The 23376-nt window shown below is 31.1% G+C and carries 29 protein-coding genes; 15 read left to right on the top strand and 14 right to left on the bottom strand.

Annotation, left to right across the window (positions count from 1 at the left end; all coding sequences use genetic code 11):
• Window positions 1-56: 56 nt before the first annotated feature.
• Window positions 57-527, bottom strand: coding sequence for an Hsp20/alpha crystallin family protein (locus tag H0I26_RS10405; protein ID WP_218698169.1), 471 nt, complete (start codon window positions 525-527; stop codon window positions 57-59).
• Between the two features lie 270 nt (window positions 528-797).
• Here H0I26_RS10405 and H0I26_RS10410 point away from each other — a divergent pair, with 270 nt between their 5' ends.
• Together H0I26_RS10410 and H0I26_RS10415 are read left to right on the top strand one after the other, a co-directional pair.
• On the top strand, window positions 798-1433 hold the full coding sequence (locus H0I26_RS10410; RefSeq protein WP_218698171.1) for a hypothetical protein: 636 nt from the start codon (window positions 798-800) through the stop codon (window positions 1431-1433).
• A gap of 5 nt (window positions 1434-1438) precedes the next feature.
• Window positions 1439-2431 (top strand): 2-hydroxyacid dehydrogenase, encoded by a 993-nt coding sequence (locus H0I26_RS10415; RefSeq protein WP_218698172.1) that lies wholly within the window; start codon window positions 1439-1441, stop codon window positions 2429-2431.
• 24 nt (window positions 2432-2455) lie between these two features.
• Here H0I26_RS10415 and H0I26_RS10420 read toward each other — a convergent pair whose 3' ends face one another.
• From H0I26_RS10420 to H0I26_RS10455, 8 genes are all read right to left on the bottom strand, one after another.
• Complete coding sequence (locus tag H0I26_RS10420) at window positions 2456-3235, bottom strand: patatin-like phospholipase family protein (protein WP_218698174.1); 780 nt, start codon at window positions 3233-3235, stop codon at window positions 2456-2458.
• A 7-nt stretch (window positions 3236-3242) separates the two neighbouring features.
• Complete coding sequence (locus H0I26_RS10425) at window positions 3243-3629, bottom strand: hypothetical protein (protein WP_218698176.1); 387 nt, start codon at window positions 3627-3629, stop codon at window positions 3243-3245.
• Window positions 3630-3762: 133 nt separating this feature from the next.
• Window positions 3763-4608 (bottom strand): universal stress protein, encoded by an 846-nt coding sequence (locus tag H0I26_RS10430; protein WP_218698186.1) that lies wholly within the window; start codon window positions 4606-4608, stop codon window positions 3763-3765.
• A 20-nt stretch (window positions 4609-4628) separates the two neighbouring features.
• Window positions 4629-5477 (bottom strand): universal stress protein, encoded by an 849-nt coding sequence (locus tag H0I26_RS10435; RefSeq protein WP_218698188.1) that lies wholly within the window; start codon window positions 5475-5477, stop codon window positions 4629-4631.
• Between the two features lie 113 nt (window positions 5478-5590).
• On the bottom strand, window positions 5591-5977 hold the full coding sequence (locus tag H0I26_RS10440) for a hypothetical protein (RefSeq protein ID WP_218698190.1): 387 nt from the start codon (window positions 5975-5977) through the stop codon (window positions 5591-5593).
• 14 nt (window positions 5978-5991) lie between these two features.
• Entirely contained in the window at window positions 5992-6840 is an 849-nt protein-coding gene (locus H0I26_RS10445) for a universal stress protein (RefSeq protein ID WP_218698192.1), read from the bottom strand.
• An 88-nt stretch (window positions 6841-6928) separates the two neighbouring features.
• On the bottom strand, window positions 6929-7978 hold the full coding sequence (locus tag H0I26_RS10450) for a response regulator (protein ID WP_218698201.1): 1050 nt from the start codon (window positions 7976-7978) through the stop codon (window positions 6929-6931).
• Complete coding sequence (locus H0I26_RS10455) at window positions 7978-9114, bottom strand: PAS domain-containing sensor histidine kinase (protein WP_101018222.1); 1137 nt, start codon at window positions 9112-9114, stop codon at window positions 7978-7980. Before H0I26_RS10455 ends, H0I26_RS10450 begins: the two co-directional genes overlap by 1 nt.
• Before the next feature lie 126 nt (window positions 9115-9240).
• Between H0I26_RS10455 and H0I26_RS10460 the strand changes: the two genes are divergently transcribed.
• From H0I26_RS10460 to H0I26_RS10520, 13 genes are all read left to right on the top strand, one after another.
• Window positions 9241-9618, top strand: a complete 378-nt coding sequence (locus tag H0I26_RS10460) for a hypothetical protein (RefSeq protein ID WP_218698203.1) — start codon at window positions 9241-9243, stop codon at window positions 9616-9618.
• A gap of 138 nt (window positions 9619-9756) precedes the next feature.
• A complete protein-coding gene (locus tag H0I26_RS10465) occupies window positions 9757-10368 on the top strand; it encodes a WG repeat-containing protein (protein WP_218698205.1) in 612 nt (203 codons plus the stop codon).
• 5 nt (window positions 10369-10373) lie between these two features.
• Complete coding sequence (locus H0I26_RS10470; RefSeq protein ID WP_218698207.1) at window positions 10374-11453, top strand: efflux RND transporter periplasmic adaptor subunit; 1080 nt, start codon at window positions 10374-10376, stop codon at window positions 11451-11453.
• Window positions 11453-12715 carry an ABC transporter permease gene (locus H0I26_RS10475; RefSeq protein ID WP_218698208.1) on the top strand — a complete coding sequence of 421 codons (1263 nt, stop codon included), beginning with the start codon at window positions 11453-11455 and terminating at the stop codon, window positions 12713-12715. The genes H0I26_RS10470 and H0I26_RS10475 overlap by 1 nt, the downstream gene beginning before the upstream one ends.
• Entirely contained in the window at window positions 12715-13392 is a 678-nt protein-coding gene (locus H0I26_RS10480) for an ABC transporter ATP-binding protein (RefSeq protein ID WP_218698210.1), read from the top strand. The genes H0I26_RS10475 and H0I26_RS10480 overlap by 1 nt, the downstream gene beginning before the upstream one ends.
• 79 nt (window positions 13393-13471) lie before the next feature.
• Window positions 13472-13684, top strand: coding sequence for a hypothetical protein (locus H0I26_RS10485; protein WP_101018227.1), 213 nt, complete (start codon window positions 13472-13474; stop codon window positions 13682-13684).
• Window positions 13685-14578: a DnaJ C-terminal domain-containing protein gene (locus tag H0I26_RS10490; RefSeq protein WP_218698220.1), complete on the top strand. Its 894-nt coding sequence runs from the start codon at window positions 13685-13687 to the stop codon at window positions 14576-14578.
• Window positions 14579-14580: 2 nt separating this feature from the next.
• Complete coding sequence (locus H0I26_RS10495; RefSeq protein ID WP_218698229.1) at window positions 14581-14877, top strand: chaperone modulator CbpM; 297 nt, start codon at window positions 14581-14583, stop codon at window positions 14875-14877.
• Between the two features lie 18 nt (window positions 14878-14895).
• On the top strand, window positions 14896-15789 hold the full coding sequence (locus H0I26_RS10500; protein ID WP_218698231.1) for a mechanosensitive ion channel family protein: 894 nt from the start codon (window positions 14896-14898) through the stop codon (window positions 15787-15789).
• Between the two features lie 33 nt (window positions 15790-15822).
• Window positions 15823-17043, top strand: coding sequence for a metallophosphoesterase (locus H0I26_RS10505; protein ID WP_218698233.1), 1221 nt, complete (start codon window positions 15823-15825; stop codon window positions 17041-17043).
• Window positions 17044-17124: 81 nt separating this feature from the next.
• Window positions 17125-17628 carry a nicotinate-nucleotide adenylyltransferase gene (locus tag H0I26_RS10510; protein WP_218698241.1) on the top strand — a complete coding sequence of 168 codons (504 nt, stop codon included), beginning with the start codon at window positions 17125-17127 and terminating at the stop codon, window positions 17626-17628.
• Between the two features lie 34 nt (window positions 17629-17662).
• Window positions 17663-18172: a hypothetical protein gene (locus H0I26_RS10515; RefSeq protein ID WP_218698243.1), complete on the top strand. Its 510-nt coding sequence runs from the start codon at window positions 17663-17665 to the stop codon at window positions 18170-18172.
• Between the two features lie 7 nt (window positions 18173-18179).
• On the top strand, window positions 18180-18644 hold the full coding sequence (locus tag H0I26_RS10520) for a pyridoxamine 5'-phosphate oxidase family protein (RefSeq protein ID WP_218698245.1): 465 nt from the start codon (window positions 18180-18182) through the stop codon (window positions 18642-18644).
• A 95-nt stretch (window positions 18645-18739) separates the two neighbouring features.
• Here the strand turns inward: H0I26_RS10520 and H0I26_RS10525 are convergent, their stop codons facing one another.
• The 5 genes from H0I26_RS10525 to H0I26_RS10545 all read right to left on the bottom strand — a co-directional run bounded on the left by H0I26_RS10525 (window position 18740) and on the right by H0I26_RS10545 (window position 23372).
• A complete protein-coding gene (locus tag H0I26_RS10525) occupies window positions 18740-19573 on the bottom strand; it encodes a universal stress protein (protein ID WP_218698247.1) in 834 nt (277 codons plus the stop codon).
• A 9-nt stretch (window positions 19574-19582) separates the two neighbouring features.
• Window positions 19583-20428 carry a universal stress protein gene (locus tag H0I26_RS10530; RefSeq protein WP_218698259.1) on the bottom strand — a complete coding sequence of 282 codons (846 nt, stop codon included), beginning with the start codon at window positions 20426-20428 and terminating at the stop codon, window positions 19583-19585.
• Between the two features lie 558 nt (window positions 20429-20986).
• Window positions 20987-21475 (bottom strand): hypothetical protein, encoded by a 489-nt coding sequence (locus tag H0I26_RS10535; RefSeq protein WP_218698260.1) that lies wholly within the window; start codon window positions 21473-21475, stop codon window positions 20987-20989.
• A 12-nt stretch (window positions 21476-21487) separates the two neighbouring features.
• Window positions 21488-22483, bottom strand: coding sequence for an MlaD family protein (locus H0I26_RS10540; protein WP_218698280.1), 996 nt, complete (start codon window positions 22481-22483; stop codon window positions 21488-21490).
• Between the two features lie 109 nt (window positions 22484-22592).
• Window positions 22593-23372 (bottom strand): ABC transporter ATP-binding protein, encoded by a 780-nt coding sequence (locus H0I26_RS10545; protein WP_218698297.1) that lies wholly within the window; start codon window positions 23370-23372, stop codon window positions 22593-22595.
• Between the last annotated feature and the right edge of the window lie 4 nt (window positions 23373-23376).

Below are 23376 nucleotides of genomic sequence, written 5' to 3' on the forward strand. Positions count from 1 at the left end.
GGTGATTTCAGATTTTAAGGACCTCAAAAAACTAAATTAAGAAGAATATTATAGCATTATGCAATTTCTATTCTTTTGGCTTTTATTTTTTTGTTTTCTGCTTTTTTAGCAAGGTCAAAACTCAAAATACCATCGTGGTAGCTAGCCTTAATATCTTCTTCTTTTATACTTTCTGGTAATTGAAGTGATCTTGAAAATGCATTATAGCTAAACTCTTGTCTTGTATAATTATCGTTTTTTTCTTTCTTCTTGTCAGATTTTTCTGCCGAAATATTAAGAAAACCATTATCGATAGTTACATCAAAATCTTTTTTTGCAAAACCTGGTGCAGCAAGTTCTATTTCAAATTTATTGTCTTCCTCTTTAATATTTAAAGCAGGTTCGTTTGAAGATCCATTCCAAAAACTATCCAATAATTTATCGTTATTCCATAAGCGATTGTTAAAAAAATCATCAGTATCAAAAAAATCTGATGTTGTAAGACCTCCAAAAGGTCTTCTTCTGTTTCTAAATTTTACTAGTGACATAATATTTGTATTTTATTGTTAAACAATTTATCTGTTACAAATGTATTGACATACAGTGTTTTATGAAATGACCTAGATCAGTATGATATAAAAATAATTGTTAAAAAATAGCTTGATTTTTAATCTTCAATTTTAATACTAGCTTGGTTTGCTTAAGAGGAAACAGACTTTAATAATTATTACTGTAATTTATGTAATCGTCTGATATATATCATTGTAAAGTAAACTGTTTTGGGATAGTTTTATAGAATAATTTCAAAATCAAATATTATGAAAGCATTGTATTCTATACTCGTTTTATTTTTAATAGTTAGTTGTTCGTCTTCTAGAGTGGTTGATAGTTGGAAAAGCCAAGACTATGCAAATTACAAGCCTAAAAAAGTTTTAATTGTTGGAATGACAGATAATCTTACTGCTAGAAAACAATTTGAAGAACAATTACAAACCGAGTTTAATAAAAGTGGTATTGAGGCGATGGGCAGTTATGATGTATTTGAACCCTCATTTAGTAATATAAAACAAACAGAAGCTAGCATTAATCAAGAACTAGAAAGACTGTCTAAAGATGGATATGACTCTATTTTAATTTCGGCAGTAAAAGGAGTGAACGAAAAAGAAGTGTATTCTAGTCCTACATACAGAACAGGTTATTATTGGAGACGTTTTGGACGATATTATTATTTATATCAAGATGTTTATTTTGACGATGGGTATTATAATAGATATAAAGTATACCATATCGAAGCTTCTTTATATAATATAAAAGAAAACAATGATAAATCTTTAGTTTGGGTAGCGTCTTATGATATTGTAGATCCAAAACAAATTAATACAACCGTTACTAATTATGTAAAAGCTATTATGCAATCTTTAAATCAAGAAGGTATTATTAATATAAAAAAATAGAGATTATGAAAGTACTTATTTTTAGCGCTAGAAACTTTGAAAAAGAATATTTGAAAAACTCTAATAATGATAAGCATAAAATAACTTTTACATTGGATGCTTTATCTTCAAAAACAGCTATTCAGGCAGTTGGTTTTGATGCCGTTTCTATTTTTTCTGGTGATATTGCCTGTAATAATACATTAGAAAAACTTAAAGATTTTGGTGTTAAATATGTGGCTTTAAGGTCTGCAGGGTATGATAATGTTAATATAAGAGCAGCTGCAATATTGGGTATAAAAGTAGCAAATGTACCTAACTATTCTCCTTATGCTATTGCAGAGTACGCAGCAGGTTTATTACTGGTATTAAACAGAAAATTAATTGAGGCTAATAATAGGGTTAAACACTTTAATTTTAGTTTAGACAACCTTGTTGGTTTTGATTTAAACGATAAAACTATTGGTGTTATTGGTACAGGGAAAATAGGATCACTTATGGTGAAAATTATGCATGGTTTTGGTTGCCATGTTATTGGATATGATATTACTGAAAATAGTAGTTTAGTTGATAGTTATAATCTAAAATATATGCCTTTAGAAACATTATGTAAGACGGCAGATATTATTTCTATACATGTACCATTAAACACGGAAACTCACCATTTAATTGATGAAAGTTTAATTGAAATTATGAAACCTGGGGTTTTAATAATTAATACAGCAAGAGGAGCAGTGGTAGAAACATCTCACGTTATTAAAGGTTTAAAAAATAAAACGATAGGTGGTTTTGCAATGGATGTCTACGAAAAAGAACATGATATTTTTTTTAAAGATCTATCTAATACAATACCTACGGATGATATGTTAATAACGCTAAATGTTATGCCTAATGTTTTAATTACTGGGCATCAAGCTTTTTTAACAAAAGAAGCATTAACAAATATAGCAGAAACAACAATTTATAATTTAGATTGTTGGTCTGAAGGTTTAAAAACAGAGAATGAATTATATAAATAAGTATAAAATGTATAATTCAATTTATTAAATCATTTTTTCAACGTCCTTATTAAGTTGCTTATTTTTTAAAGTTAGTTTCATACTGTCATAACCTATTTTATAGATGGTGTCTATATTTTTTTTATCAAAAAGTGCAAATTGACTTAATGCTTTTGGGGCAATCAAAATATCACAGCTCGAAAATTTTTCGAGATCAGATTTTACAGCCCCTAATGTAATAACTCTTTCAATGACGTTATAAAAATGTTTTAATTTGGTTTTTGATGTGGTTTCAAACAGGTTTAAATATACACCTATTATTTGATCACATTCTTTTTTTAAAAGGTCTACTGGAAAGTTGTTTAATACACCGCCATCCACATATAAAGAGCCTTTCATTTCTATTGGCGAAAACAAACCAGGAAATGCAGCAGAAGCTAGTATAGGTTTAATTAATTCACCTTCTGTAAAGACGTCAAGCTTACCATTTAATATGTTTGTAGTAGTTACAAAAAGACTTTTTTTAAGTGCATTAAAATTATCTTCTGGAAATTGTTTTTTAAAGTAATCATAGTATTTGGCAGCATCTATAAAACCAGGTTTATTTATGGCGTACTTTTTATAACTAAAAAGAGGTATGGTTTTGAAAAAATGCAACATTTCTTTACAGTTAAAACCATAGGCATATAGTGCTCCAGTAATAGCACCAGCACTTGTACCAGCGATATGTGTTGGGTAAATACCATATTCTTCTAATGCTTTAATGGCACCAATATGTGCTGCGCCTCGCATACCACCACCAGAAAGAGCTAAACCAATTTTCATTTTATGTTTAAAGGCTTTTAGAAACAAATAAAAAGAAATGCTTTTTTAAGTCATTATATAATTTACGCTCCGTATCTAAATCTTCTCTAAATTTTAAATGAGTATTCATATAGTTAATATCTAATGCATCTTCATTTGCTTTTAAATGTTGTGCTATATTATGTTCGTGTGATTCAATAGCTTCTAACATTTCTGCTATTTTTCTATTGTGTATTATTAAGCTATTTTGATATTGATCAACTTTGCTTAAAACATCTTTATTAGTCCAAAGTGCAACAACCTCTTCTAACCTTTTTTGAAACGTTTTTATTTCATCTTTCCAAAAAAGAAGCTCATTTTTCCAGTTAACATGTTCAAAATGTAAGGACGTATTATCAATTATTTGAGTTTTCATAATTATTGAGATTGAAAAATTAATACAATAAAGTTACTACTACATTATTGTATTTAAAATGATATTAATCAGTTGATTTGTATGATTATGGCCTAACTGCATATATTTATTATAATACTTAGAATGCCTTTATTTAATCTTTTTTTGAAGGGATAACTAAAAAGGGAATATTTAAATGAAACCCAATCTGGTTAACTTTAGATTTAAAAAACACATTTTGAAAAAATGAATGTTTGTTGTTAATCATAACCAACATATTTATGCGATGTTCTATCTGAAATTGTGAAATCGCATCAGAGATGTCTTTATTGTTTTTATAATGTAAAAGGTAAGAGATGGATTTCAAAAGAGTTTCTAATTTGGCTATGTTATTTTCTTGTTTTTTAGAAAGGTCTTGACTGTCAGAAACATGTAGCACATTTACTCTAGCGTGATGATTTGTAGCTATAGTAATAAGTGGGGCTAATTGCTTTTTAGTAAAATCAACTTCCAAATCTGAAGGAAATAAGATTTCGTGAGGAGCTTCATATTCAAAATTGTCGGGAATTGCTAAAACAGGGAATTTAGCGCGTTTAATAGTATGTATCGTATTACTTCCAAAAAGTACACCTTTTAATCCAGTGGCACCTTTGGTTCCCATAATTACTAAATCTACAGTCTTTTTGTCATATAGATTTTCCATTTCTGCGGTTAAAATATTAAATACAGCACTACTAGTAAATACATGGTTTGGATTGTTAAATTCTTCTTTAATACGATTAGTCAGTTGTTTAAGTCTTCTTTCTGAGTTTTTTTTTACTATATTTTGTAAATCAGTTTCCGGGTTATACATCATCGTTTGCTCCATGCTATAAAAGATAGGAGTAAAGGTGTTTAGTAAAGTAAAAGTGCACTTTTCATTTTTAAATAATTGTAAAGCATATTTTATAGCATTCCAAGAATTATCTGAAAAATCGGTGGGTAATAATATAGTGTTCATTTTTTTTTAATTTAAAGTTTTTAATAACGTCCCATATTTTGCATAACTAAAAAGGGTATTTCAATATGTAAAGTGATCGTATCTATAGTCGATTTAAATAAAATATGCTCTAAAAACGAATGTCTAGTATTCACCATTACCAATAAGTCTATGTCATTTTTTGTTATATAGCTTTGGATAGCATCCGTAATATTTTTATGATCTTCATTGACATAATTTACATTATTCTCGGGTAACGTTTCCATTATAAATGCCTTATTGTCCTCTTGTCTAATAGATAGTTTAGGGTATTTTGAGAGATACAATAAGTCTATTTTTGAGCGATAAGGTGTAGCTATTCTATTTAATAATTTTAGTTCTCTGCGTTTATAACGAATCATAAAATTTGTAGTAAACACAATATGTTTAGGTCTTTTGTATTGGTAGTTTTCTGGTATAACTAAAATAGGACATTGGACATATTTTAATACCTGAAGTGTATTGCTACCAAAACGTATCGTTTTGTCGTTTGTTTTACCACGAGTTCCCATGATAATAAGATCTATATTTTTAGCATTAACAATTATATCTGTTTCTTCTATAAGCGAGTTATATGCCGAGATAATATGATATTTATATCTAGGATTAGGTGCTAAAGTATTTGCAGCTTTTAAAAATGATTCTAATAAGGTTTGAGAATTTGTTCTAACGCTTTCTAATATATCTTCAAAATTATTACGATTTAGTAATTCATCATTACTGTATACTTCATCTTGATAAGCATTAAGGAAGTAAAATTCAACTCTTTCATGCTTATAAAGCTCTAAAGCATATTTTAAAGCATTCATTGCATTATCTGAAAAATCCGTAGGAATTAAAACCTGTACCATAGCGAGTTATATTTGTTAACTCTAAAATTAAAAGGTTTAATTTTTAAAAACTATGATAATTATCAGATGTATTGTTTTAGTCACAAATAGGTGTAAAATATTAATTTTTAAAATTAATATGGAATAATAGCATAAACAACGTTTAGCAAGAACAGTCCAATAAATAGTAGTAGTATATAAAATGTTTGTACTAATTTTATATTAATAAATTCTAACCAAGAAACGGTTTGTTTTGGTAATATAAATAAAGCTAGACCAATGATTAGAGCAAACCAACCTATGCCTGTTACTATAATTTTCCAGTTTGGTGCCCAAATATTATGAAATAAAATATTTAATAAGCCAATAATTATTGCTAAGAAAGCCGATATAATAAGAAATTTTTCGTCTTTTAAGTCATTAAAAATTTGCTTGATTCGTTTAGGATTAAAGCTTAATATTAAAAAGAAAATGATTAAATACCATCCCCAAAACTTTGCTAATAAAAGTGAATTGTCCATAATATGTTTATTATTTATTCGTGTAATACCAAAAACGGAACATCTGTTTGGTAGCTTATTTCTTCTACTTTATTGTGAAATAATATTTGCTGAAAGTAATTTAGATTTTTAGCAATCATAACTATCATATCTATATTTTCAGATCCGACAAAGCGTTCTATTCCTGCTTCTATCTTGGTGTTAGTTAGAAAACTAAAGCTATGGTTGTAATTGCTAAAATAGTCTTCTAAAAAATCTTTATTTTTCTCTTGGTCCTTATTAAGGTTGAGCTCTTTTTTATTGATGTGTACAATTTTTAAGGACGCCTTAAATTGCTCTAAATTTTCTAGAATGGGCTCTAGAGTAGTAACGCCATAAAACTGTAATAAGTCCGTCGGAAAAGCAATCTGTTTAAGTGCTTTAAATTTTGCGTTTTCAGGTATAACCAAAGTATTGCATTTTACTTTTGTTATAATATCTGCGGTATTACTACCTATAATTAGTTTTTTTAAACCAGAAGCACCTTTAGTACCCATGACAATAAGGTCTATCTTTTTTTCTTTGACTTGGTTTCTTACAGCGTCTATAAAAAAATCGGTGTCGTTTATAGTGTAAAACGCATGCTTAGCATTATTCGAAAAACGTGTGGCTATTTTTTTTAGTAACTCATTTAATTTCTTTTTAGCTGGTTTTGTATAAAGATCTTCTGCTAGTATTGGGGTCGTACTGTAATTATAATCTATTTCGCTAATTGTCACTTGTGTTAATGGGTTAACATGAAGTAAATAGAAGGTGCACGCTGTATTTGAAAAATAATTGAGAGCGTACTCAATAGCATTCCAAGAGTTTTCAGAAAAATCTGTAGGTAGTAGGATAGATTTCATTTAAAATTTGTCTTATTAAAACAAATCTATACTTAAGCAGTAGTTTAAAAAATGATAAAAATCATATTAGCTTTATTTTAAGGTACTTTTAGCAGACGTCTTTAAGTCCTTCAATATCAATTATTTTAATATTTCGGCCTTCTATAGCTATCAAACCTTGCTTTTTAAAACTGGAAATAGTTCTAATTAAAGTTTCGGTGGCAATACCGGCAACACTTGCTAAGTCACTTCTAGATATTTTTATAGCTTCGTTAGGTTTACAATTTAATTTATCGGCAAACTTTAATATCGTGGTTGCTGTTTTTTTGTAAACTGAGCTATACGCCATTTCTAACAGTTGGTTTTTTACTCCGGAAATATCGTCTGTAAGCAGTTGTATTAGCTCTAACGTTAATTTATGGTTGGTATTTAAAATAGTAGTTAATTCATTTTTGGATAAGCCCACTAAAGACGCCTCACTTATAGTCGTTGCTGTTTCTTGGTAGGGGATATTTTGGGTAAAAGACGTGTAGCCAAACAAATCATCTTCCTTATGAAGTGCTGTGGTTAACTCTTTTCCTTTTTCGTCTAATTTATGGCATTTTACAATTCCTTTTGTTACTAAATAGATATAGTTCGAGTTTTTTCCTTCGGTATATACCGTTTCATCTTTACCAAAATTGAAGACCTCTCCATTATCATCAAAAAAGTTTTTCAAATCATTTAAACTTCTTATCTCATCAGTCGTATTATCTTCTTTGTGTTGTGTATTACGTCTGTCTTTTAAAATAGCAGCTTTAGCTAATCGACTTTCTATAGCGCTAATTATTTCGTCCTCACTAAAGGGTTTTGTAATATAATCGTCTGCGCCTAAATCCATTCCTTTTCTAACATCTTGTCGTTCTGTTTTTGCAGATAGAAAGATAAAAGGGATGTGCATGGTGTGTTCTTGCTTTGTCAAACCTTCCAATACGCCGTAACCATCTAATTCGGGCATCATTATGTCGCAAACAATTATATCTGGACGTGTTGCTATGGCTGTTTGTAACCCTAACTTTCCGTTAGATGCAGTGGTTACGGTATAGTCGGATAACTCTAAAAGTTCTTTAGTGTTTTCTCTTAAAACAACGTCGTCTTCAATTAAAAGTATGGTTTTCATTAGTTTGGTGTATTTGGTATAGTAATGGTAAAAGTAGAGCCTATATTTTCTTTGCTTTCAAATTGTATTGCGCCTCCTAGATTTTCTAAATGTGTTTTTACAATATTTAAACCAATACCAGTACCTTGATTTAGTAAAGCATTTTCGGCTCTAAAATAACGATTAAATATATTTTTTTGATCATTTTCTGGTATACCAATTCCGTTGTCAATAATTTTAAAAGTGGTCTTGTTTTGATCCTGATTAACTTGTAGTTCAATCGTGGTGTTTTCAGGTGAATATTTTATAGCATTATGTACCAGATTAGACAAGGCTAATTCTATAGTTTTTTCATCTTGAGTTAATGAAATATCGTCAATGTTTTCAGGATATTTTATTTTCTGACCTTCTTTTAAAAGCATATTAGCATTGTAAACGACTTCATTAACGACTTTACTTAATCTAAACTCGGTAAACTTATAATTAACCTTTCCGGACTCTAGTTTTTCAACAGATAGGAAGTCATTTAAAATATTGTTTAAGTATTGTACTTTACTATTAATAGTGTTTATATGCTTGTCTCTCTTGTCTTGTTGCTCCGCTAACTTGTACTTGCTTAATAGCATAGACGAGGTTAAAATCCCGGTTAGCGGTGTTTTAAATTCGTGAGACACTAGAGATAAAAACTTAGTTTTTAAATCGTTTAATTCCTTTTCAGTTTCTAAAGCTTCTCTAAGTTGTTTGGTACGTTCCTCAACTGTTTTTTCTAATTTATCAGTATAGTTTTTACGCTCGGTAATATCAATAACTAAAGCCATAACGTACTTTTTATCCGTAATATTAAACGGGTTTAAACCGACTTCTACAGGAAACGTACTGCCATCTTTTCTTGCAGCAAAAAGCGCACGACCTTTTCCCATACTACGTTTTTCACTGTTTTTATAGTACGAATTAAACTGATGACCATGACCTTTATGATAATTACTAGGGATTAAAGTTTCTAAAGGTTTGTTATTTAGTTCATCTTTATTATAACCAAACATCTCTTCTGTCGAGGCGTTTACTGCGATAATGGTTTGGTTTTCATCGACTATAAGAATACCTTCCGAAATAGCTTCAGACAAAATTTCAAAAATCTCTTGGTTGTTATTAAACATAAAGGGAATGTGTAGTATAAAATAAAGTTTCAAAATACGAAAAAAAAGACATTATTGCTGTGTTTACTGATTAATATCATGTGCTAAGTGCTGAAATCAGATTATTTTGGATGTTAAATTAAAGGGATGAAAAATAATATGAATAATGGTGGGTTGTTCTATCAAAACCTTGGTAAATTGTTTTATGCAGTTGCTGCTATAGATGGTACTGTAGAACACATAGAAGTTGAAGCTTTAAAACAAATGGTAGCAGTCGAATGGCGTGCTGAGAAAGAAGCTTCAGTGATTATTGAAATGTTCGATTGGTTGCATAAAGATCAAGAATATGATGCCAATACCTGTTTTAAGAGTTTTTTGAATTATATGGCATCTCATAAGGCGCTTTTTACAACGTCACGAAAAGCATTAATTCTTAAAACGGCTAGAACCGTAGCGCATAGTTTTTCTAAACATAACAAATCAGAACTCATACTACTAGCGCAATTAAATTTAGCACTAAAATAAGCGCTTGGAAGTCGTAGGAGTCTTAGAATTATTCCATTCTATAATAAAGAATATTTACCGTCATAACTGATTAATATCATTTTGTAAGAACAAAAATCAAGATACTTTTATGTACATAAATTATAAATTAGTTTTATTATGAAAAAAGTTGCCATTTTACTTATCGTCATCGTTTTATTTCCAATTATAAGTTATTCTCAAAATACTGAAGGTTTAGCGTTTATATCGCCGTTTCATGACGGGGTGTCTGCCATTAAAAAAGGAGACCAGTGGGCTTTTATAAATGTAGACGGCACTATTGTTATCGATTTTAGAGCTGATTTAGTCACGACTAAGTCGGAAGATGGTATTTATCCTATTTTTAATAGTGATAGATGTCTAATTAAAGAAGTTATTGAAGGCATTCCTTATTATGGTTATATTGATAAAACAGGTGCCGTTAGTGTTAAGCCTCAGTTTTTAAATGCTACTAATTTTAATAATAATTCGGCTATAGCCTTAAAATTAATTAAAGTCGATTTGGGAGAAAATGGATTAGTTGGTAAGGAAATGTATGTCTATAAATATTTTGAAACGACCATAGATGTTTCAGGCGAAATAAAAACGGTGTTGACGGAAGAAGAAACAATCGGTCTAATCCCTAAAAACTTTAGAACCCCATTAGCGATTACTTCTAAATTTATTTCAGAGCATTTAATAGCCACTAAGTCTAAAGCTACTAACCTTTGGCATCTAAAAAAAATAGACTAATGCGTATGAAATATTTGATAGGCCTTAGTTGTTTTGTACTTTTTTACTCATGTTCTAATACGCAAGAAAAAATTAGACCTACAATACAGGATTTAACCCAGTCTGTATATACTTCTGTGACCATACAGCCTGATAGTTTATATCAAGCTTATGCTGTTGTTGCTGGTATTTTAGATCAAAATTTAATAGAAGAAGGCGATTTGGTTACAAAAGGGCAAGCCATATCTCAAATTATAAATAATACGCCTGTTTTAAATACACAAAATGCAAAGTTGTCTTTGGATTTAGCGAAAAATAATTATAACGGAAGTGCGGCTATTTTGTCTGGAATTGCAGATGAAATTGAAGCGGCTAATTTGAAGTGCAAAAATGACTCGATTAACTTTTTTAGACAACAAAATCTTTGGATACAGAACATAGGCTCTAAAGCAGATTTTGATAACAAACAACTAAATTATCAGTTAGCTAAAAATAATTTGACGTTACTTAAAAATAAGTATAATCAAACTAAAAATCAGTTAAACACCAATGTTAAGCAAGCACAAAACACCTATCAAACGTCTTTAATTAGCACTAAAGATTTTACAGTAAAAAGTGCTGTAAACGGGAAGGTTTATGCGCTTTACAAAGCGTCAGGCGAGTTAGTAAATACGATGGATCCTGTGGCAGCCATTGGAAGTGCCTCTACTTTTATTATTGAAATGTTGGTGGATGAGGTGGACATTGTCAAAATTATAAAAAAGCAACAGGTTTTAATTACTTTGGATGCGTATAACGGTAAAGTATTAGAAGGAAAAGTCTCTAAGATTTATCCTAAAAAAGACGAGCGGAATCAAACGTTTAAAGTCGAAGCTGTTTTTGTAAATCCTCCGGACATATTGTATCCCGGATTATCTGGCGAAGCAAATATTATAATTTCTAAAAAACAAAATGTGTTAACCATTCCTAAAAGCTATATCATTGGTAGTAATCAAGTCCAAACGGATAATGGGATAGTAACTATAACTACCGGATTAGGGGATATGGAGTTTATTGAAGTTTTAGACGGAATTACCAAAGACATGTATATCTATAAACCTGAATAATGGTAAACTGGCCCGTCATATTAGATATTGCAAAAAAGCAATTGTTAACTAAGTTTAAGTCTACTGCTATTGCTGCATTGGGTGTCACTTTTGGTATTGGTGCCTATATTACTTTGGTTAGTTTTATGACAGGTTTAAATAATATGTTAGACGATTTAATTTTAAATCAAACGCCACATATTCATGTGTATAATGAGATTGAACCTTCAAAACAGCAACCTGTAGCTCTTTACGAAGCTTTTAAAAACAGCTTAAATGTGGTGCATTCTATCAAGCCAAAGTTAAGTCAGAAAAAAATCCATAATGCGCTACCTATTATAAACTTTTTAAATAAAAATGAGGCCGTAAAAGGAGCGATTCCGCAAATAAAAACACAAATATTTTATATCGCTGGTTCTATTGAAATAGCTGGTAATTTAACAGGAATACAGCCTATTGAGGAAGCTAAATTATTCAATTTTAGAGATTATATTATTGAAGGGTCGCCAGAGAAGCTTAAAAACACGGAAAACGGTATTTTATTAGGATCGGGTATTGCTAAAAAAATGGCATTATCGGTTGGGGATCGCATTCAGATCAGTACAATAAGAGGTGATGTGTTTCCTTTAAAAATCGTTGGCCTTTATCAAAGTGGCATTTCGGATATTGATGCGATTCAAAGTTTTGTTAATTTAAAAACAGTACAACGTATTTTAGGGGAAGCACAAAATTACATCACCGATATTAATGTGAAGCTTTATGATATTGAAAAGGCACTGCCATTATCTAAAAAAATAGCACAACAATTTAATGTAACTGCAATAGATATTAAAACGGCCAATGCACAGTTTGAAACTGGTACAGATGTCAGAAACCTTATTACCTATGCCGTTTCTATCGCGTTATTGATTGTTGCAGGTTTTGGAGTGTACAACATTTTAAGTATGCTTATTTACGAGAAAATGAATGACATTGCCATTTTAAAAGCGGTCGGTTTTTCGGGTAATGATGTGCAGTATATTTTTATGAGTCAAGCCCTAATTATTGGAGTGGTTGGTGGACTTTTAGGACTGTTAATTGGTTTAATTTTTACTAATATAATTAGCACCATTCCGTTTAAAACGGACGCATTAGCAAAAGTAGAGACGTATCCCATAGATTTTAGTATTTGGTATTATGTTATAGGTTTTTCGTTTGCAATTATCTCAACTTTTTTTGCGGGCTATTTGCCTGCTCTTAAAGCCAAAAAAATAGACCCAGTAAGAATAATAAGAGGACAATAATGGAGACCGTTTTAGAAGCAAAAAATATAAACAAATATTTTAAAAAGCCAGTGCCTTTTCATGTGCTGAAGGATATTAGTTTTAAAATTAATAAAGGTGAGTTTGTCTCCATAATGGGCAAATCTGGTTGTGGGAAATCTACACTATTGTACATTTTGTCTACAATGGACACAGAATATGAGGGTGAGTTGTATTTGAATAACGATTTAATCAGTGGGGATAGCAGACAAAAGCTAACCGTTATTAGAAATAAACATATTGGTTTTGTATTTCAGTTTCATTATTTGCTTTCTGAATTTACCGTATTGGAAAATGTCATGCTGCCGGCTAAAAAGTTAGGCGAAAAAAGCGTTAAAGTTATTGAAAAAGAGGCGCTTGAAAAATTAAGAATATTAAATATTGAACATTTAGCACACAAGCGCGCATCTCAAGTTTCGGGAGGCGAAAAACAACGTGTCGCTATTGCTAGAGCACTTATAAATAATCCTTCAATAATTATGGGGGACGAGCCTACAGGGAATTTAGATAGTCATAATGCAGACAATGTGTTTAATATCTTTAAAAAGTTAAGTGTAGAAGAAAATCTATCGTTGTTAATCGTCACTCATGATGAAGATTTTGCAAAACGTACCGACCGGATTATTACCATGGAAGATGGTAAAATAATTAACGAATAAATAAACGTTTTAAACTGATATTAATCAGTTAAACCTATTGAATTTATGAGTAAATTTAGTGTTACTAATAAAACCAGGTATGAAAACAAAGCAAGAGTTACTTACAGAGATTACACAATTAACAACCAATATAGAAACCAATTACCCAGAACTATATACCTTTTTGTTAGAAGAACCCGTAACCATTCCTTCAGAGGAGCATCCACATATTGATCTTGCAGCTTTGCAAGATTATTTGGAGACTTTAAAACAAGAATTAAAACACCACATAGAAAATAAAAAATTAAAATAAATGGCAGTTGTAGATTATTATAAAACGTTGGGTATCTCCAAAACAGCGTCAGAAAAAGATATAAAAAAAGCCTACAGAAAATTGGCGCGTAAGCATCATCCGGATTTAAACCCTAATGATAAAGAAGCAGAAAAGAAGTTTAAGGAGATTAATGAGGCGAATGAAGTATTGAGTAATCCTGAAAATCGTAAAAAATACGATCAGTATGGAGAGCATTGGCAAAACTCTGAAGCTTATGAGCAATCAAAACGTCAACAGCAGCAGCAACAACGCGCGTATCAAGGTCAATCTGGTCAAGCAGGTGGCTATAGTCAACATGATTTTGAAGATATCTTCGGTAACATGTTTGGCGGTCAGGCGTCTGGAGGGCAACGTACCTCAAGATTTAGAGGTCAAGATTTTAATGCCGAGCTTCAGTTGGATTTAAAAGAGGTGTACGAAGATCATAAACGTACACTAACTGTAAATAATAAAAACATCAGAATTACCATTCCTGCAGGAGTAGAAAATGGACAAACCATTAAGATTAAAGGGTATGGTGGCAAAGGAACAAATAATGGTCCTAATGGTGATTTATTAATTCAGTTTTCAATTACTAATAACACAAAATTCAAAAGAGATAAAGACAACCTGTATGCGACTGTAGATTTAGATTTATACACAGCACTATTGGGAGGCGATTTAATGGTGGATACTTTTACAGGAAAGGTGAAATTAACGATTAAACCAGAAACTCAAAACGGAACGAAAGTTAAGTTGAAAGGCAAAGGGTTTCCTAAGTATAAAAAAGCAGGGCAATTTGGAGATTTGTATATCACTTACCAGATAAAAACGCCGACAAAACTGACGGATAAAGAGAAAGAATTATTTACAGAACTTCAAAAACTAAGATAATTATGGAAGTAACAGATTTAATTTCTATAACCACTTTTTGCACGCATTATAATGTGCCCACTACGTTTATTAACGATTTACAAGATTATGAACTAATAGAAGTTGTCATTTCTGAGCAAGAGGAATATATCAAAATAACGCAAATTAATGAAGTTGAAAAAATGATGCGTTTGCATTATGATTTAAACATCAATTTAGAAGGTTTAGACGCTGTCTATAATTTATTAAAGCGAGTCGAAAACTTACAAAGCGAAATAACATCACTTAATAATAAATTAAGGCTTTACGAAGATTTATAGGTCATATAATATTAAATAATGGACACCATACAACAATTCTTTCAAGACTATCCGCTTGTAAAAAGTATTTTAAAATATAGTGTAATAGTGTTGTGTGTATTGTTATGTGTGCAATTTATTAGACGTTTTTTAAAACGAAACATCGCCAATACTTCGGTAAGATATAAGTCACAAAAAGGAGTAGAATTACTAGGCTATTTTGTACTTGGCGTTATCACTATTTTATACTTTACAGGCAGTATAAAAGACTTTACGGTAACTTTGGGTTTGCTGTCTGCAGGTTTAGCATTTACATTACAAGAGTTAATTTTAAGTATTGCAGGTTCTGTGTATATTTTTATCGTAAAAGTGTATGAGCCTGGCGATCGTATAGAGATTAACGGTATTAAAGGCGATGTTATTGATGTGGATAGTATTTACACGACTATGATGGAAATTGGACAATGGGTGGAAAGCGATAATTATACAGGCCGGATTGTAAAACTAAGTAACGCCTTTGTGTTTAAAGGACCGGTATATAACTACTCTAAAGATTTTCCTTTTATTTGGGACGAGTTTAATTTGCCAATCCGTTATGGTTCTGATATCGAATTGGCTAAAAGCATCATTATTGGCGCGGCAACAGCAACACTTGCCGAATACACAAAAGCGTCAAAAGAAAAATGGACAGAAGTCGTGTCTAAATATTATGTGGAAGATGCTATGGTAGAACCGACGTTAGCAACAACGTTAACAGACAATTGGATTCAATTTAATTTGCGGTATATCGTTGATTATAAAAAAAGGAGAGTGACCAAACATCTTTTAAACGATATGATTAGAAAAGCTATTGAAGCGACCAATGGTAAAGTTATTTTAGCTTCTGCAACGGTGGAACTTATTAAAATACCTGAAATAGAGATTAAAAAATAACAGTTTAAAACTTTTAAAAGATACAAAAGTCGCATGCGTAGCCATTCCATTTTCAAAATATTACTGTTATGTTTCGCTATTTTAGTTATTGATGCTTTAGCCTTTTATTGGTTACAATCTATAACGATGTTGCTCTCGTCTACAGTTTTACGAACCGTTATAAATGTCGTGTTTTGGCTGTTTACAATTGGTTTAATTGCTGCCATTATACTATTAAAAATAAGATTGGATCATGTTGCTATAAAGAAGAAGCAACGCCTTATTTCTTCGTTATATGGGCTTACAGTCTCATCTTTTATTCCTAAAATAATTTTTGTGATTGTTATTTCTATACTGTATTATTCAAACTATATCATCTCAGAAAAACAATCGCTTATTATCATTCCTTTAATAGGTTTGATTGCTGGATTTTTGCCTTTTTTTGTTATTGCTTATGCTATTTTTAAATCGGCATATCATTTTAAAGTACATCATGTTACCGTAACGTCAAAACACTTACCCAAAGCATTTAACGGTACTAAAATTATACAGATTTCCGATTTACACATCGGTAGCTTTAATTACCGGTACCATCTTTTAGATAAGGCAGTCAAAAAAATAAACCATGAGACACCTGATTTTATATGCTTTACAGGCGATTTGGTTAATAATTATGCTTGGGAACTAGAGGGTTGGGAAAATACCTTAGGACAACTAAAAGCAACACAAGGTAAATATGCTATTTTAGGAAATCATGATTATGGAGATTACAGCATGTGGCCTACCAAACAGGAAAAAGCAGCTAATTTTGACACTATAAAACAGTTTTTTAAGACCATTAATTTTAAGCTTTTATTAAACGAAGCAGATATAATTGAACGTGATAATTCTAAAATGGCCATTATTGGAATAGAAAACTGGGGGAAACCACCATTTAAGCAATACGGCGATTTACAAAAAGCGTTAACCGATGTAGACGCTGTTCCTTTTAAGTTGTTGCTTTCTCATGATCCTACGCATTGGACAGAAGAAGTGATTCTTAAAACAGATATTGCCTTGACGCTAGCTGGGCATACGCATGGGATGCAAGCCGGAATTAAAATCAGAAAAAAAGAATGGAGCCCGATTAAATATAAATACAAACATTGGGCAGGGTTATACCAAATTAACGCACAATACCTTTATGTTAACCGTGGTTTAGGTTGGTTGGGTTTTCCTGGCAGAATTGGGATGCGACCTGAAATTACTGTAATAGAATTAAAAACAACAGTTTAAGTGTTTACTGACCTATGTCATTGATTTCTTCAAATGGTATTAATACTTTTATTAGAATATTAATGCTAAAATTTTTATACAATGAAAAAAGTAATGATTGGTTTATTTGTTTTTGGTTTAACCATCCAAATGTATGGACAAGATCCTACGCCTATTGAATTAGATGAGGTTGTATTAGTAAATAATTATAAATATTTGAGTAGTACAGATGCTGCCGATATGCCTATTGAAGCAGATCAACTTCAAATAAGTGCGGCTAATTTTGATGTTAAAACATTGGATATTTATGCGGACGAGTATGAGTTTTATGATGTGTATTTTATTATACCACAAGGAAAAATATTGGCGACTTATGATAGCGACGGTAAAATTTTAAGAACCGCTGAAAAATATAAAGATGTAGATTTACCTGCGCCTATATTATTTTCTATTATAAAAAGGTTTCCAAAATGGGGAATAGAAAAAGATGTTTATTTAGTTAATTACACGGAAGATAAAATTGCTAAGAAAAAATATAAAATCACTTTAACTAATGGAGATAAGCGCATTAAAGTTAAATTGGATGGAGATGGTAATTTTTTATAAATTTTTGTATTTTTTTCAATGTAATGATTAACTTATGACAAAGTCCAAAATAGTATTATTTTTTGCTTCTGGAATCCTTATAGTATTCTTAGTATTTGTAGTATGGTATAATTATAAGTATGGCATGAGCCAAATTGATGCGTTTGAAATTAATGTACCATGTTATGAGCAAAAAATAGTAATAGCGACACAGGGGAGTCCTTTTAAAAACGCTATTACTAAAAAAATAGTGAATCATTATAGGTCGGATTCTATTTATATGAAAATAATTAATGTCGAGGACTTGCAAACAATAGATCCAGAAAATTATAATGCAGTAATAATTATACATACTTGGGAAAATTTGAAACCACCCATGACTGTTGTTGATTTTTTTAATAAAATTGGTAAGGAACAAAACAATGTAATTGTGCTTACTACATCTGGTCAAGGCTATTATAAAATGCAAGAAGTGGATGCCATTACGGGTGAGTCCAGATTAGACAACGTAAATGTTTATACGAGACAAATTATAGAAAAAGTTAATTCATTATTAAGTAAATAAATTAAATATGTTTAAAAATTTAGAAGCTAAAGAAATCGATTATATTTTAGAAAACAATTATATAGGTCAGATCGGTTATATTTATAACAGCAGACCGTTTGTTGTGCCTATTACTTATTTTTATGATAAAGAAAATAGCGCTATTATTTGTTATTCTGGAGATGGTCATAAAATGAATGCGATGCGTAAAAACCCAAGTGTCTCTTTATTGGTATCGGATGTAGATTCTGTTACTGATTGGAAATCTGTGTTAGTACATGGTGTTTTCGAGCAGCATTTTGGGAGTGACGCTAAATCGTATTTGCATAAATTCTCATTGGGTATAAAAGACATTATATTAGAGAAGGAGCATAGCAAAGCTAATTTTATCAGCGACTTTTCTAGTAAGATTTATAAAGATAATGTGCCTGCTGTATTTATTATTAAAATTGAAGAATTAACAGGTAAAAAACGTTTGGATTTTAGAGCGTAACTATTAAAAATCAAAATCTAAAGTATAAAACACAAAAAAAAGAGCTAATAATTAGCTCTTTTTTTTTTCCTTATCTTTTATAAATAGTCAGAGTTTTACCCTAAAGCTGGTATTATTAAAAGCGGTATAGACGGGTAGGCGACAATGTTTTTAATAATAGGCTCATTAATTAAGTTCTCAATAAAACTATGTTGATAGTTTATTAAGGTTAGGATATCAATGTTTTGTTCTTTTATAAATTTAGAAATCTCTTCTGTCTTTTTATCATCATTTGGCATCCAATGGAAGCTGTGTGGATAGTCTCCTAGATTAACTTGTAACATAGATAAATTATAGTTTTGTGCATCTGTAAGTGTTTTTTCTTTACAGATATGAACCACTTTGATTTTAGAATCGTATAATTTAGAGATGTCTTTTAATGGTTGTAATTCGTCACCAAAAAAGCGATTATAATCCGTAGCAAATGCAATCTCTTTAGGAGCTACAAAATCAAACGCATCTGGAACAACTAGTATTGGGCAAAGCTTCATTTGTTTAATCAAATTAATGGTATTGCTACCAAAAAGGATCTCTTTAGATTTAGAAGCTCCTTTGGTGCCCATAAAAACCATATCTATCTGGTGTTTTTTGACAGCAGCGTTTACAGCATCTTGAAGTTTATCGGTACTAAAAATAATTTCGAAGGTATGCTTAGATAATTCATCAATAGCATCCGCTTGATCTTTTAGTTCAAATAATTGTTTTTCAGCATCCGCTTTTAAAGTATCAATATAGTTGGAAGTAATATACGTTCTGGTACTTGATTTTACAGACCAAGCATGCAGTAAATAAAAAGTGCAGGATTGATTTTTATATAATTTTAGTGTGTACAATAAGGCACTCCAAGCGTTATCTGAGAAGTCTGTAGGGATTAAAATAGATTGTTTCATAAAGGTTTTTTATTTAAAAGTAGATGGTATGACTAAAAAAGGAATGGTTAAATGGAAGCCTATTTGATTAATATTAGATTTAAAAAATAAGTTTTCAAAAAACGAGTGCTTATTGTTAATCATTACCAATAAATTTATAGGTGTTTTTAATTGGAATGTGGTAATTGCTTCAGGTACATTTTGGTTGTGGACCTCATGAAACAAATGGGCTGTTTTTGTAAAGTAGTGTTCTAGTGTGTCTCGATTTTTCTTTTGCACTTCTGTCAATTCCTCTTGATATCTAACATTCAAAATATTGATTCTAGACTGATACGACGTCGCAATATCTATGATGGGCTGTAATTGTTTGTCCTGAAAATCTATTTGATAATCTGATGGAAACAGTAGCTCACGAGGGGTTTCAAATTCAAAACCGCTAGGTACAGCGATAATTGGGCATTTGGCATGTTTTAATACATGAATAGTATTAGAGCCGAATAAGACTTCTTGTAATCCAGTCGCGCCTTTTGTACCCATAACAATGAGGTCCATAACGTTGGCCTTGTAAAGGGATTTGATTTCGTCTGTTAACGTATTAAATGAGGATATCTGAGCAAACGTATGGATCGGGTTGTTAAACTCTTGTTCTATTTTTTCTACTAGGGTTTCTAATTTATCTTTGGAAGCCTTGGCGGTCGTTTCAATTAACTCCATCTCAAAAACACTATCATTAATGTCTTGGTATTGATAGATAAGCGGTGTATAGGTATTTAGTAAGGTGAAAACACAAGTGTCGTTTTTATATAATTGAAGTGCATATTTTATAGCATTCCAAGAATTATCTGAAAAGTCTGTAGGTAATAATATTTTTGTCATAGTTTAGGTTTAATTATTTAATATCTTAAATTTTACTTAACTAATAATGGGATAACAAGCTTTAAAGTATTCTTGTTTTAGAGTGGATTAAAATAGTGTGTTTTCTAAAAAAGAATATGGTGTATTTATAATAACAAAAATCTAATGTGGACCTGATGAAATTTATTAAATTTATGGGTAAACCAGTCGAAATCATTATTTTGTTATCTTTATAGTGTTTAAATGTATGACGATTCTATATTCTAAACTATGACATATATCAGAATAATAAACAAAAACGAATTTTTTAGTATATGTAAAAAGCCAGATTTTTTCTGGCTTTTTATTGATTAATAGCATGTAATTTAAGATGTTGAATTCCCTAAAATTCATCTAAATTACTTTGTAAATGTACTTAGCTTTAAGAAGGTAAACAATGATTTAGGTCATTATTGTATTTTTTTTTAATACTATTTAATGTGTGTAATAAGTTGTTTTGCAAATGATTATAGTTTTTGATGGTTTAGAATGACATAGAGAGGGCTGTTTTATGATTAGCAAATTTCATAAAGTGATTTTCTAATAACCTAGCTTGTTTTTTATTGCAGGAACTTCCCATTTAATCATCTCTTTTAAAAACTCATCCACTTTTTCTATAATTAGTTTTTCGGTAATTTCTTTTGGACTTAGTATGCCTAAATCGATGGTACTGTTTTCAATCGGCATGTTTTCGACAATAGGAAATAAAATAAAGACAAAAACATCACCATTATACGATTGTGAAAAGACTAGGGCTGCTCCTGGAATAAATTGATAAGCAGGAATTTTATTTGTACTATTAATTAACTCAGTCGGAAACGACTCAAACGTAATATTTACGGCTTCATTATTATTAATCCAACGTAATTGTTGCATGTTCCAACCGATACTGTATTGGTTAACAATGCTTGATAGTGTATTTACAAGTAAATCTTTAGTTGTTGTCTTCCAGAGCATTTTTTTAGCAACAACTATTTCAATAGATTTTTTATAATCTAATACGCGCTCTTCTAAGTGTTCTATTGTCATAATAACTCCTATTTAATTTTCTTTTTCTAATTGTTTTGCTGCTTTTTTCTCTTGGCGTTCTAGCTTATTAAAATAACCTCGGGTTAAAAAATTATGTTTTAAAGCCTCCATATTTTGATTAAACTTGTCCGTCCCTTCATTTATATTTTTAATGGACGCTTTTAGGCTTTCTACCGCTTCCTTATCGTCCGTTATATATTTAAAAGCACCATTGCTATCTTTAAAACTGGTAATTGTTTCGTTTAGATTATCAATAACCGTTTTAATATCGGCGCTAGACTGGTGTAAGTTAGTAATCATGTCTTTTACTTTGTCGCCTTGTTCGGGATCAGTAAGTAAGACACCAGCAGCACTATTTTTAAGATCAACAGCGCCAATAATGCTATTAATTTTAGTCATGGTTTTATTAGCCTCTAGACTGGTTAATTTTAGATATTGGATGGTTTGTTTAAGATTGTTAGCGGTTATTGTGTCATTAATTAGCATGCCTAAAGTGCCTTTACCTTTGGTAATCGCATCCGTAATGTTTAATAGTTTAGAGGTTAATAATGCGGCATTTTCATTGGTGGTATTTAAGGTGTTAAGCATCTCATCAGTACCAATTTTTGAATACGATTTAATATGATCACCAGAAGTTATAACTGCAGCGTTACCGGCACCAGGAATAATATTTACAATCATATTCCCTACCAAACCATCAGAGCCAATGGTGGCAATGGCATCTTGTTTTAAATGCGTGATCATTTTTTGATCAATAGCCATGGAGACTTGTATGGTGGAGTCATTAAACATTTCGATTGCCTTTACAGTACCGACATTAATTCCGGAATAGCGCACGTTATTACCTAGCATTAGTCCATTTACATTTTTAAAATCTGAGTGTATGGTAAATGTCGTTTCGAATAAGTTTTTACGTTCCCCTATAAAATAGATCGCGACGATAAAAATGAGAGCGCCTAATATAACAAAGACTCCTAATCTTAATTTTTGATTATTTGTATGTTTCATATCTTATATGTGTTGTCAGTTAGCGGTAACTTTTGGGGTGACTTATAATTATGCTCTGGTTGGTGTTGTAACCTATTATCCCATTCAGTATCTGTTAACCGGTATTACGTTACTTAAAAAAAGCTTTGACTTGCTGGTCTGTGGCTGCCGATAAGTCTTTAAACGTCCCTTCGGCATAATTAACACCATCAACAAGTAAAATAATCCGTTCTGAGACGACGCGGGCACAGTCCACATCATGTGTGATTATTAAAGATGACGTTTGGTATTCCTGTTGTACGTGTCGCATAAGCTCGATAATTTCTTTGGAGGTTATGGGATCTAAACCACTAGTGGGCTCGTCGTACAAAATTATTTTTGGTTTTAATATTAAGGTTCTTGCTAAGGCGATACGTCTTTGCATCCCACCAGAAAGTTCCGAAGGCATAAGGTCTATAGCTTTTAATAAGCCCACACTTTCCAAGGCTGCTTTTACTAATTGGTCAATAGTTGCTGAGGTTTCCAATTTGGATTTATGACGACGTAAAGGGAATTCTAAATTCTCTCTAACGGTCATGGAATCGTATAAGGCGCTCCCTTGAAATAGAAACCCAATTTGGGTATGTAGCGTATCTAAATCGTTTTGGTCTAACGTGTTAATTTCTTGTCCTCTAATTTTTATGGTACCAGAATCGGCTTGTAATAAGCCAACTAAACATTTAATCATGACCGATTTCCCGGAACCCGATTTTCCCATAATCACCAGGTTTTCGCCTTCATAGAGTTTTAAATTAAAACCGTTTAAAACGTGGTTATCACCAAAGCTTTTTCTTAAATCGGTAATTTCTAGCACTACAGGTCTTTCGGTTGTGCTGGTTGAGGGAGGTGTTATGTTATGTGGTGTGTCCATAGTT

This window comes from Olleya sp. HaHaR_3_96 (assembly GCF_019278545.1).
Taxonomy (GTDB): domain Bacteria; phylum Bacteroidota; class Bacteroidia; order Flavobacteriales; family Flavobacteriaceae; genus Olleya.